Source organism: Mycolicibacterium gilvum (genome assembly GCF_900454025.1).
Taxonomy (GTDB): domain Bacteria; phylum Actinomycetota; class Actinomycetes; order Mycobacteriales; family Mycobacteriaceae; genus Mycobacterium; species Mycobacterium gilvum.
In genome coordinates this window covers 467,746-487,711 of sequence record NZ_UGQM01000001.1, presented here as the reverse complement: position 1 = coordinate 487,711, position 19,966 = coordinate 467,746, and the positions used below count along the sequence as shown (strand labels likewise).

The following is a 19,966-nucleotide window of genomic DNA, read 5'->3' as shown; positions in this document are numbered from 1 at the left end:
GCCGTCGCACCTCGCGACGGCGGCCTCGGTGTTTTCGGCCCGGAAATCGACTTGGACACCCGTGGGACACTGATCGGCATGAGTACGCACCAGGCGCACTGGCAGGCAGGCACTGGCCAGCACGCGCGTCAGCGCGAGTTCGCGCAGTCCAGCAAGCTGCAGGACGTCCTGTACGAGATCCGTGGGCCCGTGCACGAGCACGCCTCGCGGCTGGAGGCCGAGGGCCACCGGATCCTGAAGCTCAACATCGGCAACCCCGCCCCGTTCGGCTTCGAGGCCCCCGATGTGATCATGCGCGACATCATCGCCGCGCTCCCCTACGCGCAGGGCTACTCCGACTCCAAGGGCATCGTCAGCGCCCGCCGCGCGGTGTTCACCCGCTACGAGCTCGTCGAGGGCTTCCCGCGCTTCGACATCGACGATGTGTTCCTCGGCAACGGTGTCTCCGAGCTGATCCAGATGACGCTGCAGGCGCTGCTGGACAACGGCGACCAGGTGCTGATCCCGGCACCGGACTATCCGCTGTGGACCGCGTGCACCTCGCTGGCCGGGGGCACCCCGGTGCACTATCTGTGCGACGAGACGCAGGGCTGGAACCCCGACGTCGCCGACATCGAGTCGAAGATCACCGACCGCACCAAGGCGATCGTGGTGATCAACCCGAACAACCCGACCGGCGCGGTCTACAGCCGCGAGGTCCTCACCCAGATCGCGGACCTGGCGCGCAAGCACCAGCTGCTGCTGCTGGCCGACGAGATCTACGACAAGATCCTCTACGACGACGCCGAGCACATCTCGCTGGCCTCGGTGGCGCCCGACCTGCTGACGTTGACGTTCAACGGGCTGTCCAAGGCCTACCGGGTGGCCGGGTACCGCTCCGGGTGGCTGGTGATCACCGGGCCCAAGGAACACGCCGCCAGTTTCATCGAGGGCATCAGCCTGCTGGCCAACATGCGGCTGTGCCCGAATGTCCCTGCCCAGCATGCGATTCAGGTGGCGCTCGGTGGCCATCAGAGCATCGACGACCTGGTTCTGCCCGGTGGCCGCCTCCTCGAGCAGCGTGACATCGCGTGGGAGACACTCAACGAGATCCCCGGGGTGTCGTGCGTCAAACCCCAGGGTGCGTTGTATGCGTTCCCGCGCCTGGACCCCGAGGTCTACGACATCGCCGACGACGAGCAACTGGTCCTCGACCTGCTCCTGCAGGAGAAGATCCTGGTGGTCCAGGGCACCGGATTCAACTGGCCCACACCGGATCACCTGCGCATCGTGACGTTGCCGTGGGCCCGCGACCTGTCAGCGGCCATCGAGCGGCTCGGCAACTTCCTCGTCAGCTACCGGCAGTAAGAAGGCCGCGCGCCGAATCTGAACTTGTTGCCGACGTCCGGCCCGAAGTTCGGGCACGACTTCAGATTCGGCGGAGCACAACCGGCCCGGCCACCGCGCTGATGCTGTCGCTCAAGGTCTTCCACCGGTCCTGATGCCCAAAGTACTCATGCAACCGGCCGACGTAGGCGTTCAGGGTGTCGGTGTCGTTGGTCGCCGCGAGGTAACAGCAGGTCTTCTCGTAGGCGATCAGCAGGTTGTTCGTGACGGCGTACTCGACGAGTTCGCGAGTTGACGTCGTTCGTTCGACTTCGTCGATCACCCGCTCCAGGTTGGTGCACAGGTTCGCGCCGAACGCCGACATGTCGGTTCTCAGGTCGAACCGCACCTCATACGGCGCGTCAGGCACGAGGTGCTCCCAGCGGCGGTCGAGCAGAAATCCCTCCGGGGGATGCACGTGCGGATGGCCGGGGCAGGCCTGGTCGATCTCCACGGACCCGACGCCGACATTGACGAAGAATCCGTACCAGGGAGTGACGCTGTTGTTCCAGTTGGCCTGGAAGTTGATGACGTCGTAGAGCGGTCCGCGTGATCTGCGAAAGGTGTTCTGGGACCTGGTGAACCCGCGGGAGCCGAGAAGCGGCATCACCTCGCCGGACAGAACGGACTCGTACACTCGCTTCAGCGCCGATCGTTCGGCCGCGCTTCTGACCATGCCCTCAGGCTAAGTCGCCGGAACGGACCCCCCGGGCACCAATTTCTCGACAACTACCCTGTGCGGGTGGCGCACTCACACTCACACACGCATTCGCTGAGCGGCCCGTCACCGCTGGGACCGCTGGCCGCCAAGGTCGTGGTCGGGCTGCTCGTCGTGATCGGCGTCGCGGTGATGATCGGCGCCGCCCTGCTGTGGCCCGACGGTCAGAAGTCCGACATCCCCCTGCCGTTCCAGAACGCCGCGGGCGGCGCCGTCACCACGGAGTCCGGTCACGTGCTGTCCAGCGTCGCGGCGACGTGCGGCAGCCCGTCGGCAGGATCGGTGCTCACCTCCCCGCCGCTGCCCGCCGAGGGCGGCGGAGCCGAATGCGTGCAGTCTCTGGTGTCGATCGATTCGGGTCCGAACGAAGGCGCCGACACCCTGCTGGAGATCGGTGTGGGTCCTGGTCAGCCGAGCCTCGCGGTCGGTGACGACGTCCGCCTCAGCCGTCAGGTCGACGACGCGGGCACCACCACCTATGCGTTCTACGATTTCGAGCGGACGTGGCCGCTGACCGCGTTCGCGCTCGTGTTCGCGATCGTCATCGTGGCGGTCGCCCGGTGGCGGGGACTGCGCGCTCTGGTGGGCATCGTGATCGCGTTCGGCGTGCTCGTGGTGTTCCTGCTCCCGGCGTTGCGCGACGGTGCGCCGGCCGTACCCGTGGCCCTGGTCGCGTCCGCGGCGATCCTCTACGCGGTGCTCTACCTCGCCCACGGTGTCAGCCTGCGCACCAGCGCGGCACTGCTCGGCACGCTGGCCTCGCTCCTGCTGGCAGCGGGATTGTCCTGGGCAGCAATCGAATTCACGCATATCACCGGGCTGTCGGAGGATCAGAACAACGAGGTCGCCGCCTACCTGGGCAACGTGTCGATCACCGGGATGCTGCTGGCCGGGTTCATCATCGGTTCGCTGGGTGTGCTCAACGACGTCACCGTCACGCAGGCCTCGACGGCGTTCGAGCTGGCCGCCGTCGGCGACGGCGCGACGCGCCGGCAGGTGTTCGTCGGGGCGATGCGGGTGGGCCGCGACCACATCGCGTCCACCGTGTACACGCTGGTGCTCGCCTACGCCGGAAGCGCGCTGCCGCTGCTGCTGCTGTTCAGCGTCGCGAACCGCTCGCTGGGTGACGTGTTGACCAGCGAGAGCGTCGCCATCGAGGTGGCCCGCTCCGCGGTGGGCGGGATCGCGCTGGCGCTGTCGGTGCCGCTGACGACGGGCATCGCGGCCATGCTGGCCACCCCGCAGCAGCGGCGTCACTGACCCCGCTGTTTGGCCGGTATCGCCTCGGGTACCCGCCGACGGTGAGCCAGCCCCTTCACACCTCCCACATCGATCTCACCGTCGACGGTGACCAGCGCTCGCTGGACATCGACAACCGTCTGACCCTTCTGGACGCGCTGCGCGAGAAACTCGGCGCCACCGCCCCCAAGAAGGGCTGCGACCACGGCCAGTGCGGCTCGTGCACCGTGCTCGTCGACGGGCGCCGCGTGACCAGCTGCCTGACGTTCGCCGTCGCCGCGGACGGCATGCGGGTCACGACCGCCGCCGGACTCGGCGACGCGGACACCCTCCACCCGGTGGCGCAGGCCTTCCAGGACGAGGACGCATTCCAGTGCGGCTACTGCACGCCCGGGCAGATCTGCTCGGCGGTCGGGATGCTCGACGAGGTCAAGTCCGGCGCGCCGAGCTTCGTCAGCGACGACCTCGACGCACCACCTGAACTCACCGCCGACGAGATCCGGGAACGCATGAGCGGCAACCTCTGTCGCTGCGCGGCGTACCCGAACATCGTCGCCGCCATCGGGCGGGCGGCGGACCGGTGAAGCCCTTCGAGTATCACCTGGCGACCAGTCCCGCCGACGCGGTCGCCACATTGGCCCGCCATCCCGATGCGGCCTATCTCGCGGGCGGCACGAACCTCGTCGACCACATGAAACTCGGTGTGGCGGAACCTCGCCTGCTCGTCGATGTGAGCCGACTGGACCTCACCGAGGTGGCCCTCACCGACGACGGCGGTCTCAGCATCGGGGCGAACGTGCGCAACAGCGACCTCGCGGCGCACCCGGTGGTGCGTTCGCGCTACCCGATGCTGGCCCGCGCGCTGCTCTCGGGCGCCTCGGGGCAGCTGCGCAACGCGGCGACGACGGGCGGGAATCTGTTGCAGCGCACGCGTTGTGTGTATTTCCAGGATGTCACCACACCGTGCAACAAGCGTGAACCCGGCAGTGGATGCGCTGCCCTGGGCGGATACGTGCGCTATCACGCGATCCTCGGCGCGTCCCGGCACTGCGTGGCCACGCACCCGTCCGACATGGCGGTCGCGATGAGCGCACTGGACGCCCACATCGTGGTCGAGGGGGCCGACGGCAGCCGGCGGATACCGGCGACCGACTTCCACCGACTGCCCGGGGATGAGCCTCAGTTCGACACCGTGCTCGACCACGGCGAATTGATCACCGCGGTGGAACTTCCCGCGCCCCCGCCGCACGCGGTATCCGACTACCGCAAGGTGCGTGACCGCGCGTCGTATGCGTTCGCCCTGGTGTCGGTGGCCGCCGAGCTCAGTTTCGTCGGGGAGTCGATCGCGACGGCACGGATCGCGTTGGGCGGGGTCGCTCACAAGCCATGGCGTGCGCGCCGCGCGGAGCAGATGCTGGCCGGCGCCGAGGCCACCGACGAGACCTTCGCCGCTGCCGCCGACGCCGAGATCTCCGCCGCCGAACCCCTGCCGGGCAACGAGTTCAAGGTCGAGCTCGCGCGCCGCACACTGATGGCGCAGCTTCGCATGCTGACCGAGCGGGGGACACGATGACCATGCTGGAACCACGCGCGATCGGTGCGCCGACCGCCCGCCGCGACGGACAGGCCAAGGTCACCGGCGCGGCCGCCTACGCCTACGAACAACAGGTCGACTCGCCCGCGTACCTGCATCCTGTTCAGGCCACCATCGCCCGCGGGCGGGTGATCGCGATGGACACCAACCTGGCGCGCGCGGTCGACGGGGTGCTCGACATCCTGACGGTGTCCGATGCGCCGAAGCTCGCGGACGCCTCCGACGGCGAGCTCGCCATCCTGCAGGACGCGACCGTCCACTTCCGGGGTCAGCTGATCGGCGGCGTGGTCGCCGAGACCGCCGAGATCGCCAGGGAGGCAGCCGCTCTCGTCCACGTCGAGTATCAGGAGAAGGAGCACGACGCGGCGCTGCGTGCCGACCATCCGGGGCTGTACACGCCCGAGTCGGTCAACCCGTCGTATCCACCCGACTCCGATCAGGGCGATGTCGAATCCGCGCTCTCCGCAGCGGAATTCACCGTCGATCAGACCTATCGGACACCGACCGAGCACAACAATCCGATGGAACCGCACGCGTGTGTCGCGCAGTGGACGGTCCGCGACGGGACTCCCGCCGTCACGATGTACGACTCGACCCAGGGCGTCCACGTCGTGCGCAAGACGCTGGCGCCGATCTTCGGTCTCGAACCGGAGCAGATGCGGGTCGTCGCACCACATGTCGGCGGAGGGTTCGGGTCGAAGGGCGCCCCGCACGCGCACGACGTGCTCACGGTGATGGCCGCGCAGCGTGCCGGGGGTCGCCCGGTGAAGCTCGCGCTGACCCGCCAGCAGATGTTCTCCCTCGTCGGCTACCGCACACCGACCATCCAGCGGGTGCGTCTCGGCGCGGACCGCGACGGCAGGCTGACCGCGCTCGTGCACGACGCGATCGGCCAGACCGCGACCGTCAAGGAGTTCGCCGAGCAGACGGCGGTCACGTCGCGCAAGATGTACGCCGCCGCGAACCGCAGGACCTCGCACCGTCTTGCGGCGCTCGACGTCCCTGTCCCGTTCTGGATGCGCGCCCCCGGGGAATGCCCGGGCACGTACGCCGCCGAGGTCGCGATGGACGAACTGGCGGTCGCGGCCGGCATCGATCCGATCCAGTTGCGTATCCGCAACGACCCGCCGACCGATCCTGAGACCGGAAAGCCCTGGTCCGAAAGGCATCTGGTGGAGTGCCTGGAGGTCGGCGCCGAGCGGTTCGACTGGTCGTCGCGAGACCCCGAACCGGGCACGCGCGTCCTGGGCGACTGGCTGGTCGGCACCGGCGTCGCCTCGGCCACCTATCCGGGTATGGCCATGCCGGGCAACGCGGCCCGCATCACCTACAGCGCCGAAGGCCATTACGACGTGCACATCGGTGCGGCCGACATCGGCACCGGCACGTGGACGACGCTGTCCCAGATCGCGGCGGACGCGCTGGACTGCGATCTCGCGGCGATCACGCTGCAGATCGGCGACACCGACCTGCCCGCGGCGTCGGTGGCCGGCGGATCCTCCGGGATGACATCGTGGGGAACCACGATCGTGCTTGCCGCCCAACAGTTCCGGCGTGATCACGGCAACCCGCCGGTGATCGGGGCGACGACCGTGACGGAGGCGCCCGATCCGGAGAACGACGAGGTCACCGTGCAGTCCTTCGGTGCGCATTTCGTCGAGGCGCACGTCAACCGGCACACCGGGGAGATCCGCGTGCCGCGGATGCTGGGTGTGTTCTCGATCGGGCGCGCGATCAACCCGCGCACACTGCGGTCCCAACTGATCGGCGGTATGACGATGGGTCTGTCGATGGCCCTGCACGAGGAAAGCGTGCGCGATCCGCGGTTCGGGCATGTGGTGACACAGGATTTCGCGACCTATCACATCAGCTCACACGCCGACGTGGTCGACATCGACGCGATCTGGCTCGACGAGGTCGACGAGCATCTCAACCCGATGGGGTCGCGCGGCGCCGGGGAGATCGGCATCGTCGGGTCCGCCGCGGCCGTCGTCAACGCCGTCTACCACGCCACCGGCATTCGGGTCCGGGATCTTCCCGTCACCCTGGACAAGGTGCTCGCCGGACTTCCGTAAGCGCCTCAGCGATCGAGCAGCTCCAGCAGATACGCACCGTATCCGGACTTCAGCAGCGCCTTGCCGCGAGCTTCGAGCGTGGCGTCGTCGATGAAGCCGACCCGCCACGCCACCTCCTCGGGCACGCTGATCTTGAGTCCCTGCCTGCGTTCGAGGGTGCGCACGTAGTCGCTGGCGTCCAGCAGCGAGTCGAACGTGCCGGTGTCCAGCCATGCGGTGCCGCGGGCGAGCACCTCGACGCGCAGACGTCCTTGATCCAGGTAGGTCTGGTTGACCTCGGTGATCTCGTACTCGCCGCGGTCGGATTTCTTGAGATGGCGGGCGATCTCGACGACGTCGTTGTCGTAGAAGTACAGCCCGGGTACCGCGTAGTGCGAGCGGGGCCGGGCGGGCTTCTCCTGCAAAGACAGCGCATTGCCGTCGGCATCGAACTCGACGACCCCGTAGGCCGCCGGGTCGGCCACCCAGTACGCGAAAATCGAGGCGCCCGTGACGTTCTGGAATCGCTGCAGACCGGTGCCCAGCCCGGGACCGTAGAAGATGTTGTCGCCCAGGACCAGAGCGACCGGGTCCGACCCGATGTGCGACGCCCCGATCACGAAGGCCTGCGCGAGCCCCTCGGGTTCCTCCTGCTCGGCGTAGGTCAGGTTCACGCCGAACGCGGAACCGTCGCCGAGCAGCCGGTGGAAGTCCGGCGCGTCCCGCGGTGTGGTGATGATGAGGATGTCGCGGATGCCGGCCATCATCAGCGTGGACAGCGGGTAGTAGATCAGCGGCTTGTCGTACACCGGCATCAACTGCTTGCTGACCCCGAGGGTGATGGGATACAGCCGGGTTCCCGAGCCGCCGGCGAGGACGATGCCGCGCATCAGCCGGTCAGGTCCGCTTCGCCGAGTCCGGTCGCCGCCAGCGCCGCGGCGAGGGTGTCGTGGCGGAACACCGACGTGACGTGGTCGTGGACCACCCGGAACGCCGACGCCTCAGATCCGGTCTCGCCGGTGACCGACACCGTCTGCTGTTCGGCGACGACGATGCCGTCGTTGACATAGACCCGGCCCGGTTCGATCCGGACGTCGAGCGCCTGGGCCCACTCGCGCAGGGCGGCGTGGCCCTGCGCCGCGCCGCTGGCGTCGCCGATCTCGATGTCCTCGCTGGACAACGACAGCAGCGTGTCCATGTCCGCCGCGTTGAGGGCGTCATGCCAGGCGAGAACGGTGGCCAGTTCGGAGGTGGTCATACTCGAAAGCTACCGAACTCAGAACGGAGTGCGCTCCAACCACGCGTCCCAGACGGCGGTGTCGCCGAACATCTCGAGTCCGGCCTGCTCAGCTGTCACGCGGCGGGTGATCGCCAGCAACAGGCCGGTCGCGGGACCCTTGAGCGCCACGCCGGCCTTGCCGTGATTGTGCGACCACCAGACACCGTCCTCGTCGTGGACGACGGTCCATTCGCCGGTCGGTCCGAGTTTGTCGTCGGTGGCGTGCAGGTGGAGGGACTCCCCGCGGTCCAGCGGCGCCGGGCCGCGGCGGTTGTTGGCGGCCAGCTCGATCCATTCGCTGATGCCGTCGGCGGCCATCTCCGGCTCCAGGCGCAGGTCTGCGCCCAGCGCGAGTGCCGCATCGGCGCGGTGCACCACCACCTCGTGCAGCCTCCTGCGCAGCCACCAGCCGCCCGGGCGGGGGCCGGTGAAGGTCCACACCTTGGTGTCGGGGCGGGCGCGGTCGACGGCATCGATGAGCACCTGCGCACCGGCGTTGAGCCACTCGATCGCTCCGTCGGGATCCTCAGGCGGACGGCCGTCGCGGACATCGCGGGGATCCAGCGGTTCGGTGCGACGTTCGCTGACGATCTGTGCGGCCCAACGGTTTCCGCGACCGACGTGCCGGAACAACTGTGTGAGGGTCCAGTCTCCACACGTCGGGACCGGCGTCGCCGGATCTCCCGACCGGATCAGTTCGCCGAAGGCTCGAGTCTGCTCGAGCAGGGCTGCCCGGAAGTCCACCCCTACGAACCTAGCGCGGCGCGCGCTTTTCCAAGCGTGATCGGCAAGGTTGACCACCCCCGCAGCACCCGAGTGTCACGGCGGCTGCCCGACCCGGCCAGCCGGGCGTCGGGATAGCGCTCGAAGAACGTCCGCAGTCCCACCTCGCCCTCGGCCCGAGCGAGCGCGGCGCCCAGGCAGAAGTGCCTGCCTCCGGAGAACGACAGGTGCCTGCCCGCGTTGTCGCGTTCGATGTCGAAGCGGTGGGGGTCGTCGAACACCTCCGGGTCCCGATTGGCGCCGGCGAGGTGCACGATCACCAGCTCGCCGCGCTCGATCCGCGTTCCGGCGACCTCGACGTCGCGGCGGGCGAATCGTGCGCTCATCTGTACCGGCGAGTCGAGCCGCAGGATCTCCTCCACGGTGGTGGGCCACAGTTCGGGACGCGCCGCCAGCGTCTCGAGGTGCTGCGGGGTGTCCAGCAGCATCCGGATGCCGTTGCCCAGCAGGTTGACCGTCGTCTCGAAGCCTGCGGCGAGCACCAGTCCGGCCGTCGCCTGCAGCTCCCGGTCGGAGAGCCGGCCGGCGTCGTCGGCGGCCGCGCTGGCCTTGATCAGCTCGCTCATCAGGTCGTCGCCCGGGTTGCGCCGCAACGATTCCAGGTGGCCGCCGAGCCACGCGTTGAATCCGACGAGGCCTTGTTCGACCTGCTGGAACTGCTTCCAGGACAATCCGATGTCGAGGCTGGGTGCGCCGAGCTCTCCGAAGTGCAGGATGTGTTCCCGGTCCTGCTCGGGGACGCCGAGGATGTCGCTGATGACGGCGACGGGGAGCTGCGAGCAGTAGCGCTCGACGATGTCGACGACGCCGGAATCCCGTTCGAGGTCGTCGAGCAGTTGGTCGGCGGTCAGCTGGACCCGGTCGCGCAGCGCGTTGACCGCCCGGGTGGTGAACACGGAGGACACGAGCTTGCGGCAACGCGTGTGGTCGGGTGGCTCGATCGACAGCAGCGACGGTGGCTCGATCGGGTGCAGGAGACCGGGGTGGGTCTTGCGGTTGACCCACTGCAGGGGTTTGGGCAGCCCGGCTCCGAGGGAGGACACCCGGAAGTCGTCGGAACGCAGGATCTCGTTGGCCGCCTGATGATCGACGGTGATCAGCACCGCGCGGCACCGCACGACGCGGCCCTGGGCGCGCAGGTCGTCGGCGAACGCGGCGGGATCGTTGCGCGCCTCGGGGTCGGCGATCAGCCTGGCCTGCGGATCACCGCTGCGTCGCGCGGCGAGCTTCGACAACCCGCGGATCACCCCGTGCAGCGCCAACCACCGGATCCGTTGGGTGAAGGAAGATGCCGCCATCACACCACCTTAAGGAGCGGTCGCAGGTCGTCCAAGCGATCGAACAGGTGCCAGACATACGACGATGAGCCGTTCTCCCGGTGCGCGTGCAGGTCGGCCAGTTCCGGGTCGTTGCAATACGCGTCGAAGGCCGCCTTGGATTCCCACTCCACCAGGATCAGTACGGTCCGCGGCGCGATGTCACCGGTGACGGATTCGCGAAACCGGCCCAGTGCCACGACCCGCCCGCCGTGCTTGGCGACTTCGGCCGGCGATCGTTTCGAGTACGCGAGATACTCGTCGCGGTCGGCGATGTCGAAGAGGTTCAGTGCATAGACCGGCATGCCTTGACGCTACGCGCCCGCCTGGCAGGCCCGGCCGAGCGCGTGGACCTGCCACCCCGCATCCCGCCACATTCCGACATCGAGGCAATTGCGGCCGTCGACAATCACTTTCGTCCGCACGGCTGTCGACAGGTCGTCGGGGTGCATGCCGACGAACTCGCTCCATTCGGTGAGCACCAGAACCGCGTCGGCGCGCTCGCAGGCGTCCAGCGCCGATGCGGAGTAGTTCAACGTCGGGAAGAGCCGGCGCGAGTTGTCCATCGCCTTCGGGTCGTAGACGTTGACGGTCGCGCCGTGCAACTGCAGCATCCCTGCGACGTTGAGCGCGGGCGAGTCGCGCACGTCGTCGGATTCCGGTTTGAACGCCGCACCCAGCACGGCGACGTTCGCGCCCAGCAGCGACCCGCCGCACGCCGTCGTGGCCAACTCGACCATCCGGGTACGCCGGCGCATGTTGATGCTGTCGACCTCGCGCAGGAAGGTCAGCGCCTGGTTGGCGCCGAGCTCACCGGCGCGGGCCATGAACGCCCTGATGTCCTTGGGCAGGCACCCGCCGCCGAAACCCAGGCCCGCATTGAGGAATCGCCGACCGATGCGAGCGTCGTGACCGAGGGCGTCGGCCAACAGCGTCACATCGGCGCCGGCGGCTTCACACACCTCCGAGATCGCGTTGATGAACGAGATCTTGGTGGCCAGGAACGCATTCGCCGACACCTTGGCCAGTTCCGCGGTCTGCAGGTCCGATACCAGGAACGGCACCCCGTCGGCGAGCAGTGCGGCGTACATCTCCCGCAGCACCGGCTCGGCCATCCGCGAATCCTTCTGCACCCCAAGCACAATGCGGTCGGGATGCAAGGTGTCCTGGACGGCGAAACCCTCCCGCAGGAACTCCGGATTCCAGGCCACCTCGACGGTGATTCCTTCCGGAGCGAGGCCTGCGGCCCGCTCGACCAGTTCGGCGGCCGTGCCCACCGGCACGGTCGATTTGCCGACGATGACCGCCGGCCGGTGCAGCAGCGGCACCAGCGTGTCGATCACGGCGTACACATGCCGCAGATCAGCGGCGTACTCACCCTTCTTCTGCGGTGTCCCGACCCCGAGGAAATGCACATCGGCGAATTCGGCCGCCTCGGCGTAGTCGGTGGTGAAGCGCAACCGCCCCGCTTCGATGTTGCGTTGCAGCGCCTCTCGCAGACCCGGCTCGTAGAACGGAACCTCGCCGGCGGCGAGTTTGGCGACCTTGCCGGGGTCGATGTCCACGCCCACGACCTCGTGGCCGAGTTCGGCCATACCGGCCGCGTGAGTGGCGCCGAGGTAGCCGGTTCCGAAGACGGTGCAACGCATACCGCCCTCAGTACCCGGTCGCGATGAGCTGAAGCTGACGTGCCCCTGAGCGTCGGACCAACGTCAGGTAACGGCCGTCAGTTGCGGCCCGAACCGCAGAAGATCAGGAAGCAGCCGTCGCCGTTGATGTCGCCGGGGACCCCGCTGCCGGAGCCTCGACCGGACCCGCTGTCGCCGCCACGGCCGCCGCTGTCACCGCGGCCACCGCCACTGCTGCTGCCGGACCCCGAGCCCGAGCCCGAACCCGCTCCGGGCCACTGCGGCGGCTGCGGAAGCTGCGGAACTTGGGGGACCTGCGGAACCTGCGTCACCGGGGGCCGCGTCGTGGGTGGCTGTGAGGGCGTCCACGGCTTCTGCGGGGTCCACGGGCTGTCGTCGGAGTCGTCGTCGTCGACATCGGGCCGCTGGTTGGGCCACGTCCACGCCGGCCGCGGCGGATTCCACTGCGGCCGCGGGAGCACGACGACCGGTGGGGGAAGCACCACCGGTGCGACCACGGGCGGCGGCGCGACGGGAACCGGAGCGGGCGCCGGGGCCGGTGCCGCCGGAGCAGGCGCCGGTGCGGGGGCCGCGGGTGCCGGCGCAGGAGCCTGCTCGACGAACACCGTCCGTGGCGCCTGTTGCGGTGCCTGCTGGACAACCGGTACCGGAGGCTTGATCGTCTCGGCCGTCGACGGGGGCGGCGGGATCTGCGCCGCCTCCTGCCGGGCCGGAGCCGGTTCCGCGGTCGGGGCCTGGCTGCTGGGCACGATCGCGGCCTGGGCGGGGCTGGGGCGTCGGTCGGCGGTGGGACGGATGCTGATGGCCAGTGAAATGACCAGTGCGACAACACCGACGACGAACAGTGAGGTCAACGCGCTTCCGACGAGCAGGAACGGCTTGCGCTCCTCGTCGACCGGGCGCATCTCGGTGGCCGCGAACTCGTCGACGGGCACGTCACCCCCGACGGGCGCCATCTGTGTCTGCGCGCCGGCGAGGCCGGCGAACACCGACCCTGCGGTGGTGCCGTCGGGGTCCTGCGAATAGGCGAGCCCGACGGTCGTCGCCTCGAACGCCGGTGCGGACGCAGAGGCGAGAGCCGCGCCGCGCGCGAGTGCCAGTTCGGCGTCGTCCGGTGCGTGGACCGGGAGCGCGACGAGGTGTTTGAGGTGGTCCTTGACCGAACTGATGTCCACGCCGGACCCGACGACGAAGATGCCCTGCGGCGGGGCGTCCTGCGCGGCGACCGCCCCGGCCATCTCGGTGAGCACCGCCATCGCGTCGGTGCTGTGCAGCGAGCGGCTGAGCACCTTGACCACCGAGCCGTCGTCGGTCTTGACCACCGACAGGGTCGCGGTGTCACGGTCGACGAACATGAGCGCGGTGGTGTCGTAGTCGACCGCCCGGCCGACGGCCTGTGCCAGCGATGCCGCGGCGTGACTCTCCGAGACCAGCATGACGTCGTCGATGCCGTGTGCGGCCAGCGCGTCGCGCAGTGCGGTCGCCTCGGTGTGGTCGCTCCACGTGACGCCGATGGATTTCAGGTGATGCCCGCCGGTCTCGGCGCTCTCCCTGGTGCCGAGAACGGCGGAGACAACGTGCTCCGCCGCGTTTGCCGACCCCTCGACGGAGTCGACGGCGAAAGTGTCGTGGTCGACGGTGACACCGTCGGCCTTCTCGCCCTCAACCAGCACCATTCGCACCGTGGTAGGTGTCATCGACACACCTAATACGATGTCCACGGAACCCCTCCAAAAGTTTGCTGCAGCCTGGTGGTCGGCACCGCGTGAACAGCCATGACGCGCCGACAACTAGATACTTCATCGTCGCGATCAGCTGCTGCGTTACACCTGCCGCTGTTAGCTGAGCGCGGTTGAAGACCTGGCCGGACGCACGGCACGAGTGCAGCGGTGGCGCCGGTGTTCAAAGACAGTACCCGCGTCGGTCGCGATTCGTCTGTGACGAATCTGCTCAGCTCGACTTCACGAAATTCTGGTACGACTTCGACGGCGTCGGACCGCGCTGCCCCTGGTATTTCGAGCCGACCTGGCTGCTGCCGTACGGGTGCTGGGCCGGGCTGGTGAGCCGCAGCAGACACAGCTGGCCGATCTTCATACCGGGCCACAGCGTGATGGGCAGATTCGCGACGTTGGACAGCTCGAGGGTGATGTGGCCGGAGAATCCCGGGTCGATGAACCCGGCGGTCGAGTGCGTGAGCAGCCCGAGCCGGCCCAGCGACGACTTGCCCTCGAGACGTCCGGCGAGATCGTCGGGAAGGGTGCAGCGTTCCAGCGTGGCGCCGAGCACGAACTCGCCCGGGTGCAGGACGAACGGTTCGCCCTCCTTGGGTTCGACGAGCGTGGTCAGGTCGTCCTGACGCTGCGCGGGGTCGATGTGGGTGTAGCGCGTGTTGTTGAAGACCCTGAAGAGGTTGTCCAGACGGACGTCGACACTCGACGGCTGGATCAGGCTGTCGTCGAACGGATCGAGGCCGAGCCTGCCGGCCTGGATCTCGGCCCGGATGTCGCGGTCGGAGAGCAGCACCGCACGAGCGTATCCGGAGGGGGCGCAGCCCGGGCCTCCCGAGGGTCCGCCCGTCCGTCGAGCCGGAACGCAGAGGCTGTGACGAGAATCACAGCGACTCGGCCAGCGGCAGGTCACCGCGCCGCGGGACAGCCGCACAAACCGCGAATACTCCGCGATCTCGCGGTCAGAGAACAGCGAATACCGAAGTCGTCCGACGCAAATATTCGACGCCGTCAGAACAAACGAATTAGGTTAGCCTAATTAGGTAAGGCTACCCAAACTATGCAGGCGGAAGCTCTCGTGAGGGCTTACGTCTATTTGCTGACTATCGCAAGAAATGCGAATTCGTAGTGGGCTACGTATTGCGATTGCGCGATTTCCCGCCGATTCCCACCCGGCATTCGTCGCATTGCACCCCTATCAGCTAATGCCATTCTTCTCATCAACTTTTCAGGTTCACCGCGCACAGTTCGCAGCTTCTGCACATCACTGCAGGTAAGACGTAGGTCTTGTTCCTCAGGTTGCGTTCAGTTACGTTCGCGCTGCCTTCGAGGCGCACCCACGTAGTTACTTAGACCAGGAGAACAAGTGCACTTAGCTCCAGCCATGGAAACGGGCCTTTCTGTCGCCCCGTCGAAGCCGCGCGTCAGCAAGTTCCTCGCTGCCGGTGTCGCCGTCGTCGGAGCCGGTGCCGTCGCCATCACCCCGGTGTCCCCCATCGTCGCCGACGATGTCCGCAGCCAGACCCACGCGGTGGCGCTGACCGCCGCCGCCAACCCGACGTACGGCAGCGACACGTCCGCTGTGTACGGCAACCTGTTCAGTCAGTCCTCCGCGAACTTCCAGAACCTCTTCCAGGCGTTCGCGACCGATCCGTTCCCGATCCTGAGCCAGGTGGCCGCCAACCAGTTGGCCTACGGCACGAAGTTCATCTCCGGCATCGCGGGCGTTCCGAACGCTTTCAACTCGTGGTGGACCGGCGCCAACGGCAAGGCGATGATCGAGGCCGGGTTCGAGTACTTCAGCAACGGTGAGTTCGCCGATGGCTGGGACAGACTCAACCGCTCGTTCGTGTACGCACTGAACATCGGTTCGCCGCTGTACTCCGCGTTCTGGTCGCAGGCCCCCAGCCAGCAGAATCCCGAGGGCAACATGGGCATTCCGGAGCAGATGGCGATCAATTTCCAGCAGGTCGTCTCGCTGGTCTTCGACCGCAACTCGATCGTCAACGAGATGACGAAGACGGTCCTGGGGCCGTTCCTCGGCCTGGGCTTCGAGGTCGCACTGCTCGCCGACGCCGTGACTCTCGCGATCAAGGAAGGCGATGGCGAAGCTCTGGTGCGCACGCTCGTGAACGCGCCCGGCGTCATGCTGAACACCTTCCTCAACGGCTACGTCAACCCCGAGTGCGAGGGCAGCAACTGCGAGGTGTTCCCGGGCCTGATCAATGCCGGCGGCACCCTGATCAGCCTGTTCTCCGAGCTCCCGAAGGCGATCGCCGAGGCGCTCAAGCCGGATCCGGTGCCGGGCGCCCCGTGGACCCCGCCGGCTCCGAGCCTCGCCGCCGCGGATTCGACCACCCTGCTCGCCGCGCGCACGGTGACGTTGGAGATCGAGTCGGCCGCTCCGGCCGCCGAGGGCGAGGCGGCTGAGACCGCGCCGGTCGCCGACGAGGCCGCTCCGGTCGAGGACGTGGTTGCCCCCGTCGAGGAGACCGAAGAGGCCCCCGAGACGGCTCCGGCCACCGAAGAGACCGAAGCCGAGGAGGACGGCGCCGCCGAGGCGCCCGCCACCGACGAGGCCGATTCGGACTCGAAGGACAGCGCCGACTCCGGCGAGGAGCGCACGTCCGGCAAGCCGAGCCAGACCGAACGGTCCTCGGCCGGCGAGAGCTCCGGCTCGGGCAGCAGCGACAGCTCGGACTCGGGCAGCAGCAGCAAGTCGGATTCCGGCAGCGACGACTAGTCCCGGAACGTAGAACAGCCGGAACATAGAACAGCGGCGGCCCCCTCGGTGACGAGGGGGCCGTCGTCTGGGCGGGGGCGCGCCCGCGCCCGAGCTCAGGTGCTAACCTCACTGACCACATACATGCCGATGTAGTTCAATGGCAGAACATCAGCTTCCCAAGCTGAATACGCGGGTTCGATTCCCGTCATCGGCTCCACATTGCGAGGTGTGCGAACGGAGCCCTTGTGGATGGCGCTTCGGGGTTCTCCGCACACGGTCAATGGTGAACGACGGCTGACTATTCGTCGACGTAGTCGATGCCGGACACAACGTTGACGTCTCCGCCGCCTGGGTGTCTCGCCGACAGGGCGCGCGCGAGTCACTCGGCTCTGCAGCACCCGAGCCCATGTGTTGAACACGTGTGAATGACACCCGCGAACGGACCTCGCTCGGACATCGACCGCTGTGCCGAGTGCCGAGGTATTTGCTGAAACTTGCTACCGCCGCGCACACGATCAAGCACCATCGCGCGATGCTCCAGTACATCGCTGGGTGGACTGTCGAGTACTGACCACCAAGGGCGAGATTGTTCTTTTCGCTGTCGTTCGATGTGCAGGTCGAACTCGGTGTAGTTCGCCATAGGTCCGAGGGGCCGTGTCCGACATTGCCGCGTTTCGCGGAAATCAACCCCCATCGAATGTGGGGACAGTTTGAACGGTTCGTGTTTGCCAGTAGCGGTGTGGACGCTACGCTGCCTACGGATTCAGTCAACAGGCGCGCAGGCATTTCGTCCTCCACCTGGGATTTGGTTCAGGTGGAGGACGGACTTGAAAACAAGGCAGCGACAGCCATATTCGGCGCGGCAATCACTTCTTGAATGGGCAGACGCGCATCAAGCGCCGGACGCCACTCGGACCGGATCCCTCCCATACGCGGACTGCCCCAAGACCTTGTCTAGGAGGCGGAGCATTTCCCCGAACATCGGGCGCGTGGGAGCTCTGGCTGCCGCACTCGGAATCGGTGCGGTGATCGCGGCAATGCCGTCGGTAGCCTTTGCTGAGACTGATGGGTCGGATGGTTTGGCGGGCGCCACCACATCCAGCTCGATGGCATCCGATTCCGGTTCCAAGAGCACACGGACCGAGACGGCAAAGCCGAATTCGGAGCTCAAAACTCATTCACGAAGCGAGGTTGCGGACCACGCTGCGAACGGAGGTCCGTCCGACACCCCGGAGTCGGATGGTGTCAGCGAAGATGACGAAAACCTGGCAGCCGATCCTGCTGAGCCGGCGGCCGACCCTGTGAGCGATCAGGACGTGCCGTGGTCGCCTCGGGACACGGTCGCCTCACCTCGTTCAGAGCAGGAAGACGCCGGCACCGAGACTACGTCGGGAGCTACCGCTACCCCGGCATCCGAGGACGAAAAAGAGGCATCCACCCCTGAGGCCTCAGAACCCGTCCCTGACATGGTTGAGCCGCCAAGCGCGCCGACCGGGGCTGAGATCACTGCCGCCACGGTCTCGATGCCTGGTCGGACGTCGCCGGCACTTCGAGATCGGGCACCGTCGCAGCTCTCCACGTTCTTGAACATGAACACGCATGGTTCAGGTGGAGATCCCCTCGCTCCCGCCGTCGCCCCGTTGATGCTCGGTACTGCAGCTGTAGGGCGCCGAACGACCGCCTTGACTGAGCCGACCGCAGACCAGCGCGCATCGCGGCTTTTCGGCGACGGCACTGCCGAACATCCCGATGCCGGGTTGCTGTTCGGCAACGGCTTCAGCTGGGACGGGTCCTCCTGCACGGGGACTGCTGCCTGTCACGGAGGGAACGCCGGACTGCTGGGCGGTAGTGCGGGCCATGGCTTCAATGGGGGAAACGGCGGGGCCGCGGGACTATTCGGTCGCGGCGGGGACGGAGGCGACGGCCGGCCCGACGGTAGCGGCGGCAATGGCGGTCGGGGGGGCTTGATCTCCGGCGACGGCGGCGACGGCGGCGACGCCGGGGCATCACTGCGGTCCGTCACCACCGCGGGTGTCGGCGGTGACAGCGGAATGTTGGGAGTCAGAGGTAAGCCCGGCAAGGGCACGCCCGCCCCTGTCACCGTCGGGTTCCCGCGCAGCGGCACCTACGTCACCGAGGGTGGCAGCGGAGCGCGGGTGGAGCTCTTGACGGTCCAGTTGTCCGGCGGATCCGCGACCGCAGTGACGGTCACCTACTCGGTGTCCAATTACACTGGGGCGCAATACAAGGCGACCGCAGGAGAAGACTTCGCCGCGGCCACGGGGTCAGTCGTTTTCGCACCAGGTCAGACCTCGGCCACCATTCCTGTCACGGTGTACGGAGACACCGACTACGAGCCGGACGAAACGGTATACGTCGAGTTGACCAGTGCCATCGGTGCTCTCATCGTGCGTACCGCGACAGACGGTCAACTGGCGGGTCAGAGCAACCTGATTCTCAACAACGACGACCGGGCCAGCGGGATCGGTATGACGCTGCACCTTCGCGGCGCTGACGCAGCGACCGTCAAGCGCGAGTTCGATCTCATGGCGGCCATGAACGTCTCCTGGGTCAGGATCGACGTGGACTGGTCTGCAGTCGAGCCGCGGCGCGGCAAATTTCAGTGGGAATCCACCGATTTGCTCGTTCGAGAGGCCGTGGCCCACAACATGAACGTGCTCGTGATGTTGGGATTCACTCCGGCATGGGCACGTTCGGCGGACACCAAGTCTCTCTCCTACCCAAGCCACGCCCGGGCCAAGGACCTTGCCGCTTTCGGAGCTTTCGCGAGTACCGCCGCCGCGCGTTACGCACCACTCGGTGTGCGCAGCTGGGAGATATGGAACGAACCGAACACGGCCAAGTTCTGGCCGGCTCGTCCTGATGCTGACGAGTACGGTGCGCTGTTCCGCACAGCTGCGACGGCTATACGCGGAGTCGACTCAAGAGCCACGCTGCTCATCGGTGGACTTGGGCCGCAATACGACACACCGGGCGCCGAGATACCTCCGGCGCAGTACCTCGACCAGCTGTACGGCAACGGCGCTGCTCAGCTCGCCGACGGTATCGCCGTTCATCCTTACAGTTACCCCCATCTCCCGATGGACCCGCAGCAGCGGCAGGAGGGTGGATTCGCCGATTTGCCCGAACTCCAGGCCGTGATGGCCGGACACGGAGACGGGGACAAGCTGATCTGGATCACCGAGTTCGGCGCGCCGACAGGCACCAGCGTGAACGCAGTCTCAGAGGAGCAGCAGGCGGCGATCCTTTTGGCGGCGCGCCAGCAGGTCGCGCAGTGGAACTGGGCTGGACCGCTGGTGTACTACGAGTTGGTCGATGGTGGGACCGACCCGTCGGACGGCGAACAGAACTTCGGGGTCCTCCGCAAGGATCTTAGTCCGAAAGCTGCCGCGCTCGCGCTGATGGAGAGCGATACCAACCGACGAACTTCCACTGCGCTATGAGGTCGAACCCCGACTAGGTTCCGGTCCCCTCCAGCCACTTGTGCAGCCGAGCA

General features: G+C 67.4%; 16 protein-coding genes and 1 tRNA gene. 8 read left to right on the top strand and 9 right to left on the bottom strand.

What is annotated here, in order from left to right; translation table 11 throughout:
• Window positions 1-78: 78 nt before the first annotated feature.
• Entirely contained in the window at window positions 79-1,347 is a 1,269-nt protein-coding gene (locus DYE23_RS02205; protein ID WP_011891280.1) for a pyridoxal phosphate-dependent aminotransferase, read from the top strand.
• Between the two features lie 61 nt (window positions 1,348-1,408).
• Here DYE23_RS02205 and DYE23_RS02200 read toward each other — a convergent pair whose 3' ends face one another.
• Window positions 1,409-2,041 (bottom strand): DUF4304 domain-containing protein, encoded by a 633-nt coding sequence (locus tag DYE23_RS02200; protein ID WP_011891281.1) that lies wholly within the window; start codon window positions 2,039-2,041, stop codon window positions 1,409-1,411.
• A gap of 66 nt (window positions 2,042-2,107) precedes the next feature.
• On the opposite strand from DYE23_RS02200, the gene DYE23_RS02195 reads away from it, so the two are divergent.
• Genes DYE23_RS02195 through DYE23_RS02180 form a run of 4 tightly spaced genes read left to right on the top strand, consistent with a single transcriptional unit; the run spans window position 2,108 to window position 6,991 of the window.
• Complete coding sequence (locus tag DYE23_RS02195) at window positions 2,108-3,343, top strand: YibE/F family protein (RefSeq protein WP_115326376.1); 1,236 nt, start codon at window positions 2,108-2,110, stop codon at window positions 3,341-3,343.
• Between the two features lie 41 nt (window positions 3,344-3,384).
• Window positions 3,385-3,906, top strand: a complete 522-nt coding sequence (locus DYE23_RS02190; RefSeq protein ID WP_013470508.1) for a 2Fe-2S iron-sulfur cluster-binding protein — start codon at window positions 3,385-3,387, stop codon at window positions 3,904-3,906.
• On the top strand, window positions 3,903-4,895 hold the full coding sequence (locus DYE23_RS02185; protein WP_011891284.1) for an FAD binding domain-containing protein: 993 nt from the start codon (window positions 3,903-3,905) through the stop codon (window positions 4,893-4,895). The genes DYE23_RS02190 and DYE23_RS02185 overlap by 4 nt, the downstream gene beginning before the upstream one ends.
• Window positions 4,892-6,991, top strand: coding sequence for a xanthine dehydrogenase family protein molybdopterin-binding subunit (locus tag DYE23_RS02180; RefSeq protein WP_115326375.1), 2,100 nt, complete (start codon window positions 4,892-4,894; stop codon window positions 6,989-6,991). Before DYE23_RS02185 ends, DYE23_RS02180 begins: the two co-directional genes overlap by 4 nt.
• Window positions 6,992-6,996: 5 nt before the next feature.
• Here DYE23_RS02180 and rfbA read toward each other — a convergent pair whose 3' ends face one another.
• The 8 genes from rfbA to dcd all read right to left on the bottom strand — a co-directional run bounded on the left by rfbA (window position 6,997) and on the right by dcd (window position 14,520).
• Complete coding sequence (gene rfbA, locus DYE23_RS02175) at window positions 6,997-7,860, bottom strand: glucose-1-phosphate thymidylyltransferase RfbA (RefSeq protein WP_011891286.1); 864 nt, start codon at window positions 7,858-7,860, stop codon at window positions 6,997-6,999.
• On the bottom strand, window positions 7,860-8,228 hold the full coding sequence (locus DYE23_RS02170; RefSeq protein ID WP_115326374.1) for a nuclear transport factor 2 family protein: 369 nt from the start codon (window positions 8,226-8,228) through the stop codon (window positions 7,860-7,862). Before DYE23_RS02170 ends, rfbA begins: the two co-directional genes overlap by 1 nt.
• A gap of 18 nt (window positions 8,229-8,246) precedes the next feature.
• Window positions 8,247-8,993, bottom strand: coding sequence for a maleylpyruvate isomerase family mycothiol-dependent enzyme (locus DYE23_RS02165; RefSeq protein WP_115326373.1), 747 nt, complete (start codon window positions 8,991-8,993; stop codon window positions 8,247-8,249).
• A gap of 2 nt (window positions 8,994-8,995) precedes the next feature.
• A complete protein-coding gene (locus tag DYE23_RS02160; RefSeq protein WP_115326372.1) occupies window positions 8,996-10,330 on the bottom strand; it encodes a cytochrome P450 in 1,335 nt (444 codons plus the stop codon).
• Window positions 10,330-10,653 (bottom strand): DUF1330 domain-containing protein, encoded by a 324-nt coding sequence (locus DYE23_RS02155; RefSeq protein WP_115326371.1) that lies wholly within the window; start codon window positions 10,651-10,653, stop codon window positions 10,330-10,332. Before DYE23_RS02155 ends, DYE23_RS02160 begins: the two co-directional genes overlap by 1 nt.
• 9 nt (window positions 10,654-10,662) lie before the next feature.
• Complete coding sequence (locus tag DYE23_RS02150) at window positions 10,663-11,997, bottom strand: UDP-glucose dehydrogenase family protein (protein WP_115326370.1); 1,335 nt, start codon at window positions 11,995-11,997, stop codon at window positions 10,663-10,665.
• A gap of 77 nt (window positions 11,998-12,074) precedes the next feature.
• Window positions 12,075-13,718 carry a DUF7159 family protein gene (locus DYE23_RS02145; RefSeq protein ID WP_115326369.1) on the bottom strand — a complete coding sequence of 548 codons (1,644 nt, stop codon included), beginning with the start codon at window positions 13,716-13,718 and terminating at the stop codon, window positions 12,075-12,077.
• Window positions 13,719-13,947: 229 nt separating this feature from the next.
• Window positions 13,948-14,520, bottom strand: coding sequence for a dCTP deaminase (gene dcd, locus DYE23_RS02140; RefSeq protein WP_115326368.1), 573 nt, complete (start codon window positions 14,518-14,520; stop codon window positions 13,948-13,950).
• A gap of 588 nt (window positions 14,521-15,108) precedes the next feature.
• On the opposite strand from dcd, the gene DYE23_RS02135 reads away from it, so the two are divergent.
• The 3 genes from DYE23_RS02135 to DYE23_RS31690 all read left to right on the top strand — a co-directional run bounded on the left by DYE23_RS02135 (window position 15,109) and on the right by DYE23_RS31690 (window position 19,913).
• On the top strand, window positions 15,109-16,467 hold the full coding sequence (locus DYE23_RS02135) for a hypothetical protein (protein ID WP_235660306.1): 1,359 nt from the start codon (window positions 15,109-15,111) through the stop codon (window positions 16,465-16,467).
• Window positions 16,468-16,592: 125 nt separating this feature from the next.
• A tRNA-Gly gene (locus DYE23_RS02130) sits at window positions 16,593-16,666 on the top strand.
• A gap of 808 nt (window positions 16,667-17,474) precedes the next feature.
• Window positions 17,475-19,913 carry a Calx-beta domain-containing protein gene (locus DYE23_RS31690; RefSeq protein ID WP_147292253.1) on the top strand — a complete coding sequence of 813 codons (2,439 nt, stop codon included), beginning with the start codon at window positions 17,475-17,477 and terminating at the stop codon, window positions 19,911-19,913.
• Window positions 19,914-19,966 lie beyond the last annotated feature (53 nt).

Coding starts and splice junctions, on each gene's coding strand:
- DYE23_RS02170 (WP_115326374.1), bottom strand. CDS start 8,228: ATGACCACCTCCGAACTGGCCACCGTTCTCGCCTGGCATGACGCCCTC.
- rfbA (WP_011891286.1), bottom strand. CDS start 7,860: ATGCGCGGCATCGTCCTCGCCGGCGGCTCGGGAACCCGGCTGTATCCC.
- DYE23_RS02160 (WP_115326372.1), bottom strand. CDS start 10,330: ATGGCGGCATCTTCCTTCACCCAACGGATCCGGTGGTTGGCGCTGCAC.
- DYE23_RS02205 (WP_011891280.1), top strand. CDS start 79: ATGAGTACGCACCAGGCGCACTGGCAGGCAGGCACTGGCCAGCACGCG.
- DYE23_RS02155 (WP_115326371.1), bottom strand. CDS start 10,653: ATGCCGGTCTATGCACTGAACCTCTTCGACATCGCCGACCGCGACGAG.
- DYE23_RS02135 (WP_235660306.1), top strand. CDS start 15,109: ATGGAAACGGGCCTTTCTGTCGCCCCGTCGAAGCCGCGCGTCAGCAAG.
- DYE23_RS02150 (WP_115326370.1), bottom strand. CDS start 11,997: ATGCGTTGCACCGTCTTCGGAACCGGCTACCTCGGCGCCACTCACGCG.
- DYE23_RS02180 (WP_115326375.1), top strand. CDS start 4,892: ATGACCATGCTGGAACCACGCGCGATCGGTGCGCCGACCGCCCGCCGC.
- DYE23_RS02200 (WP_011891281.1), bottom strand. CDS start 2,041: ATGGTCAGAAGCGCGGCCGAACGATCGGCGCTGAAGCGAGTGTACGAG.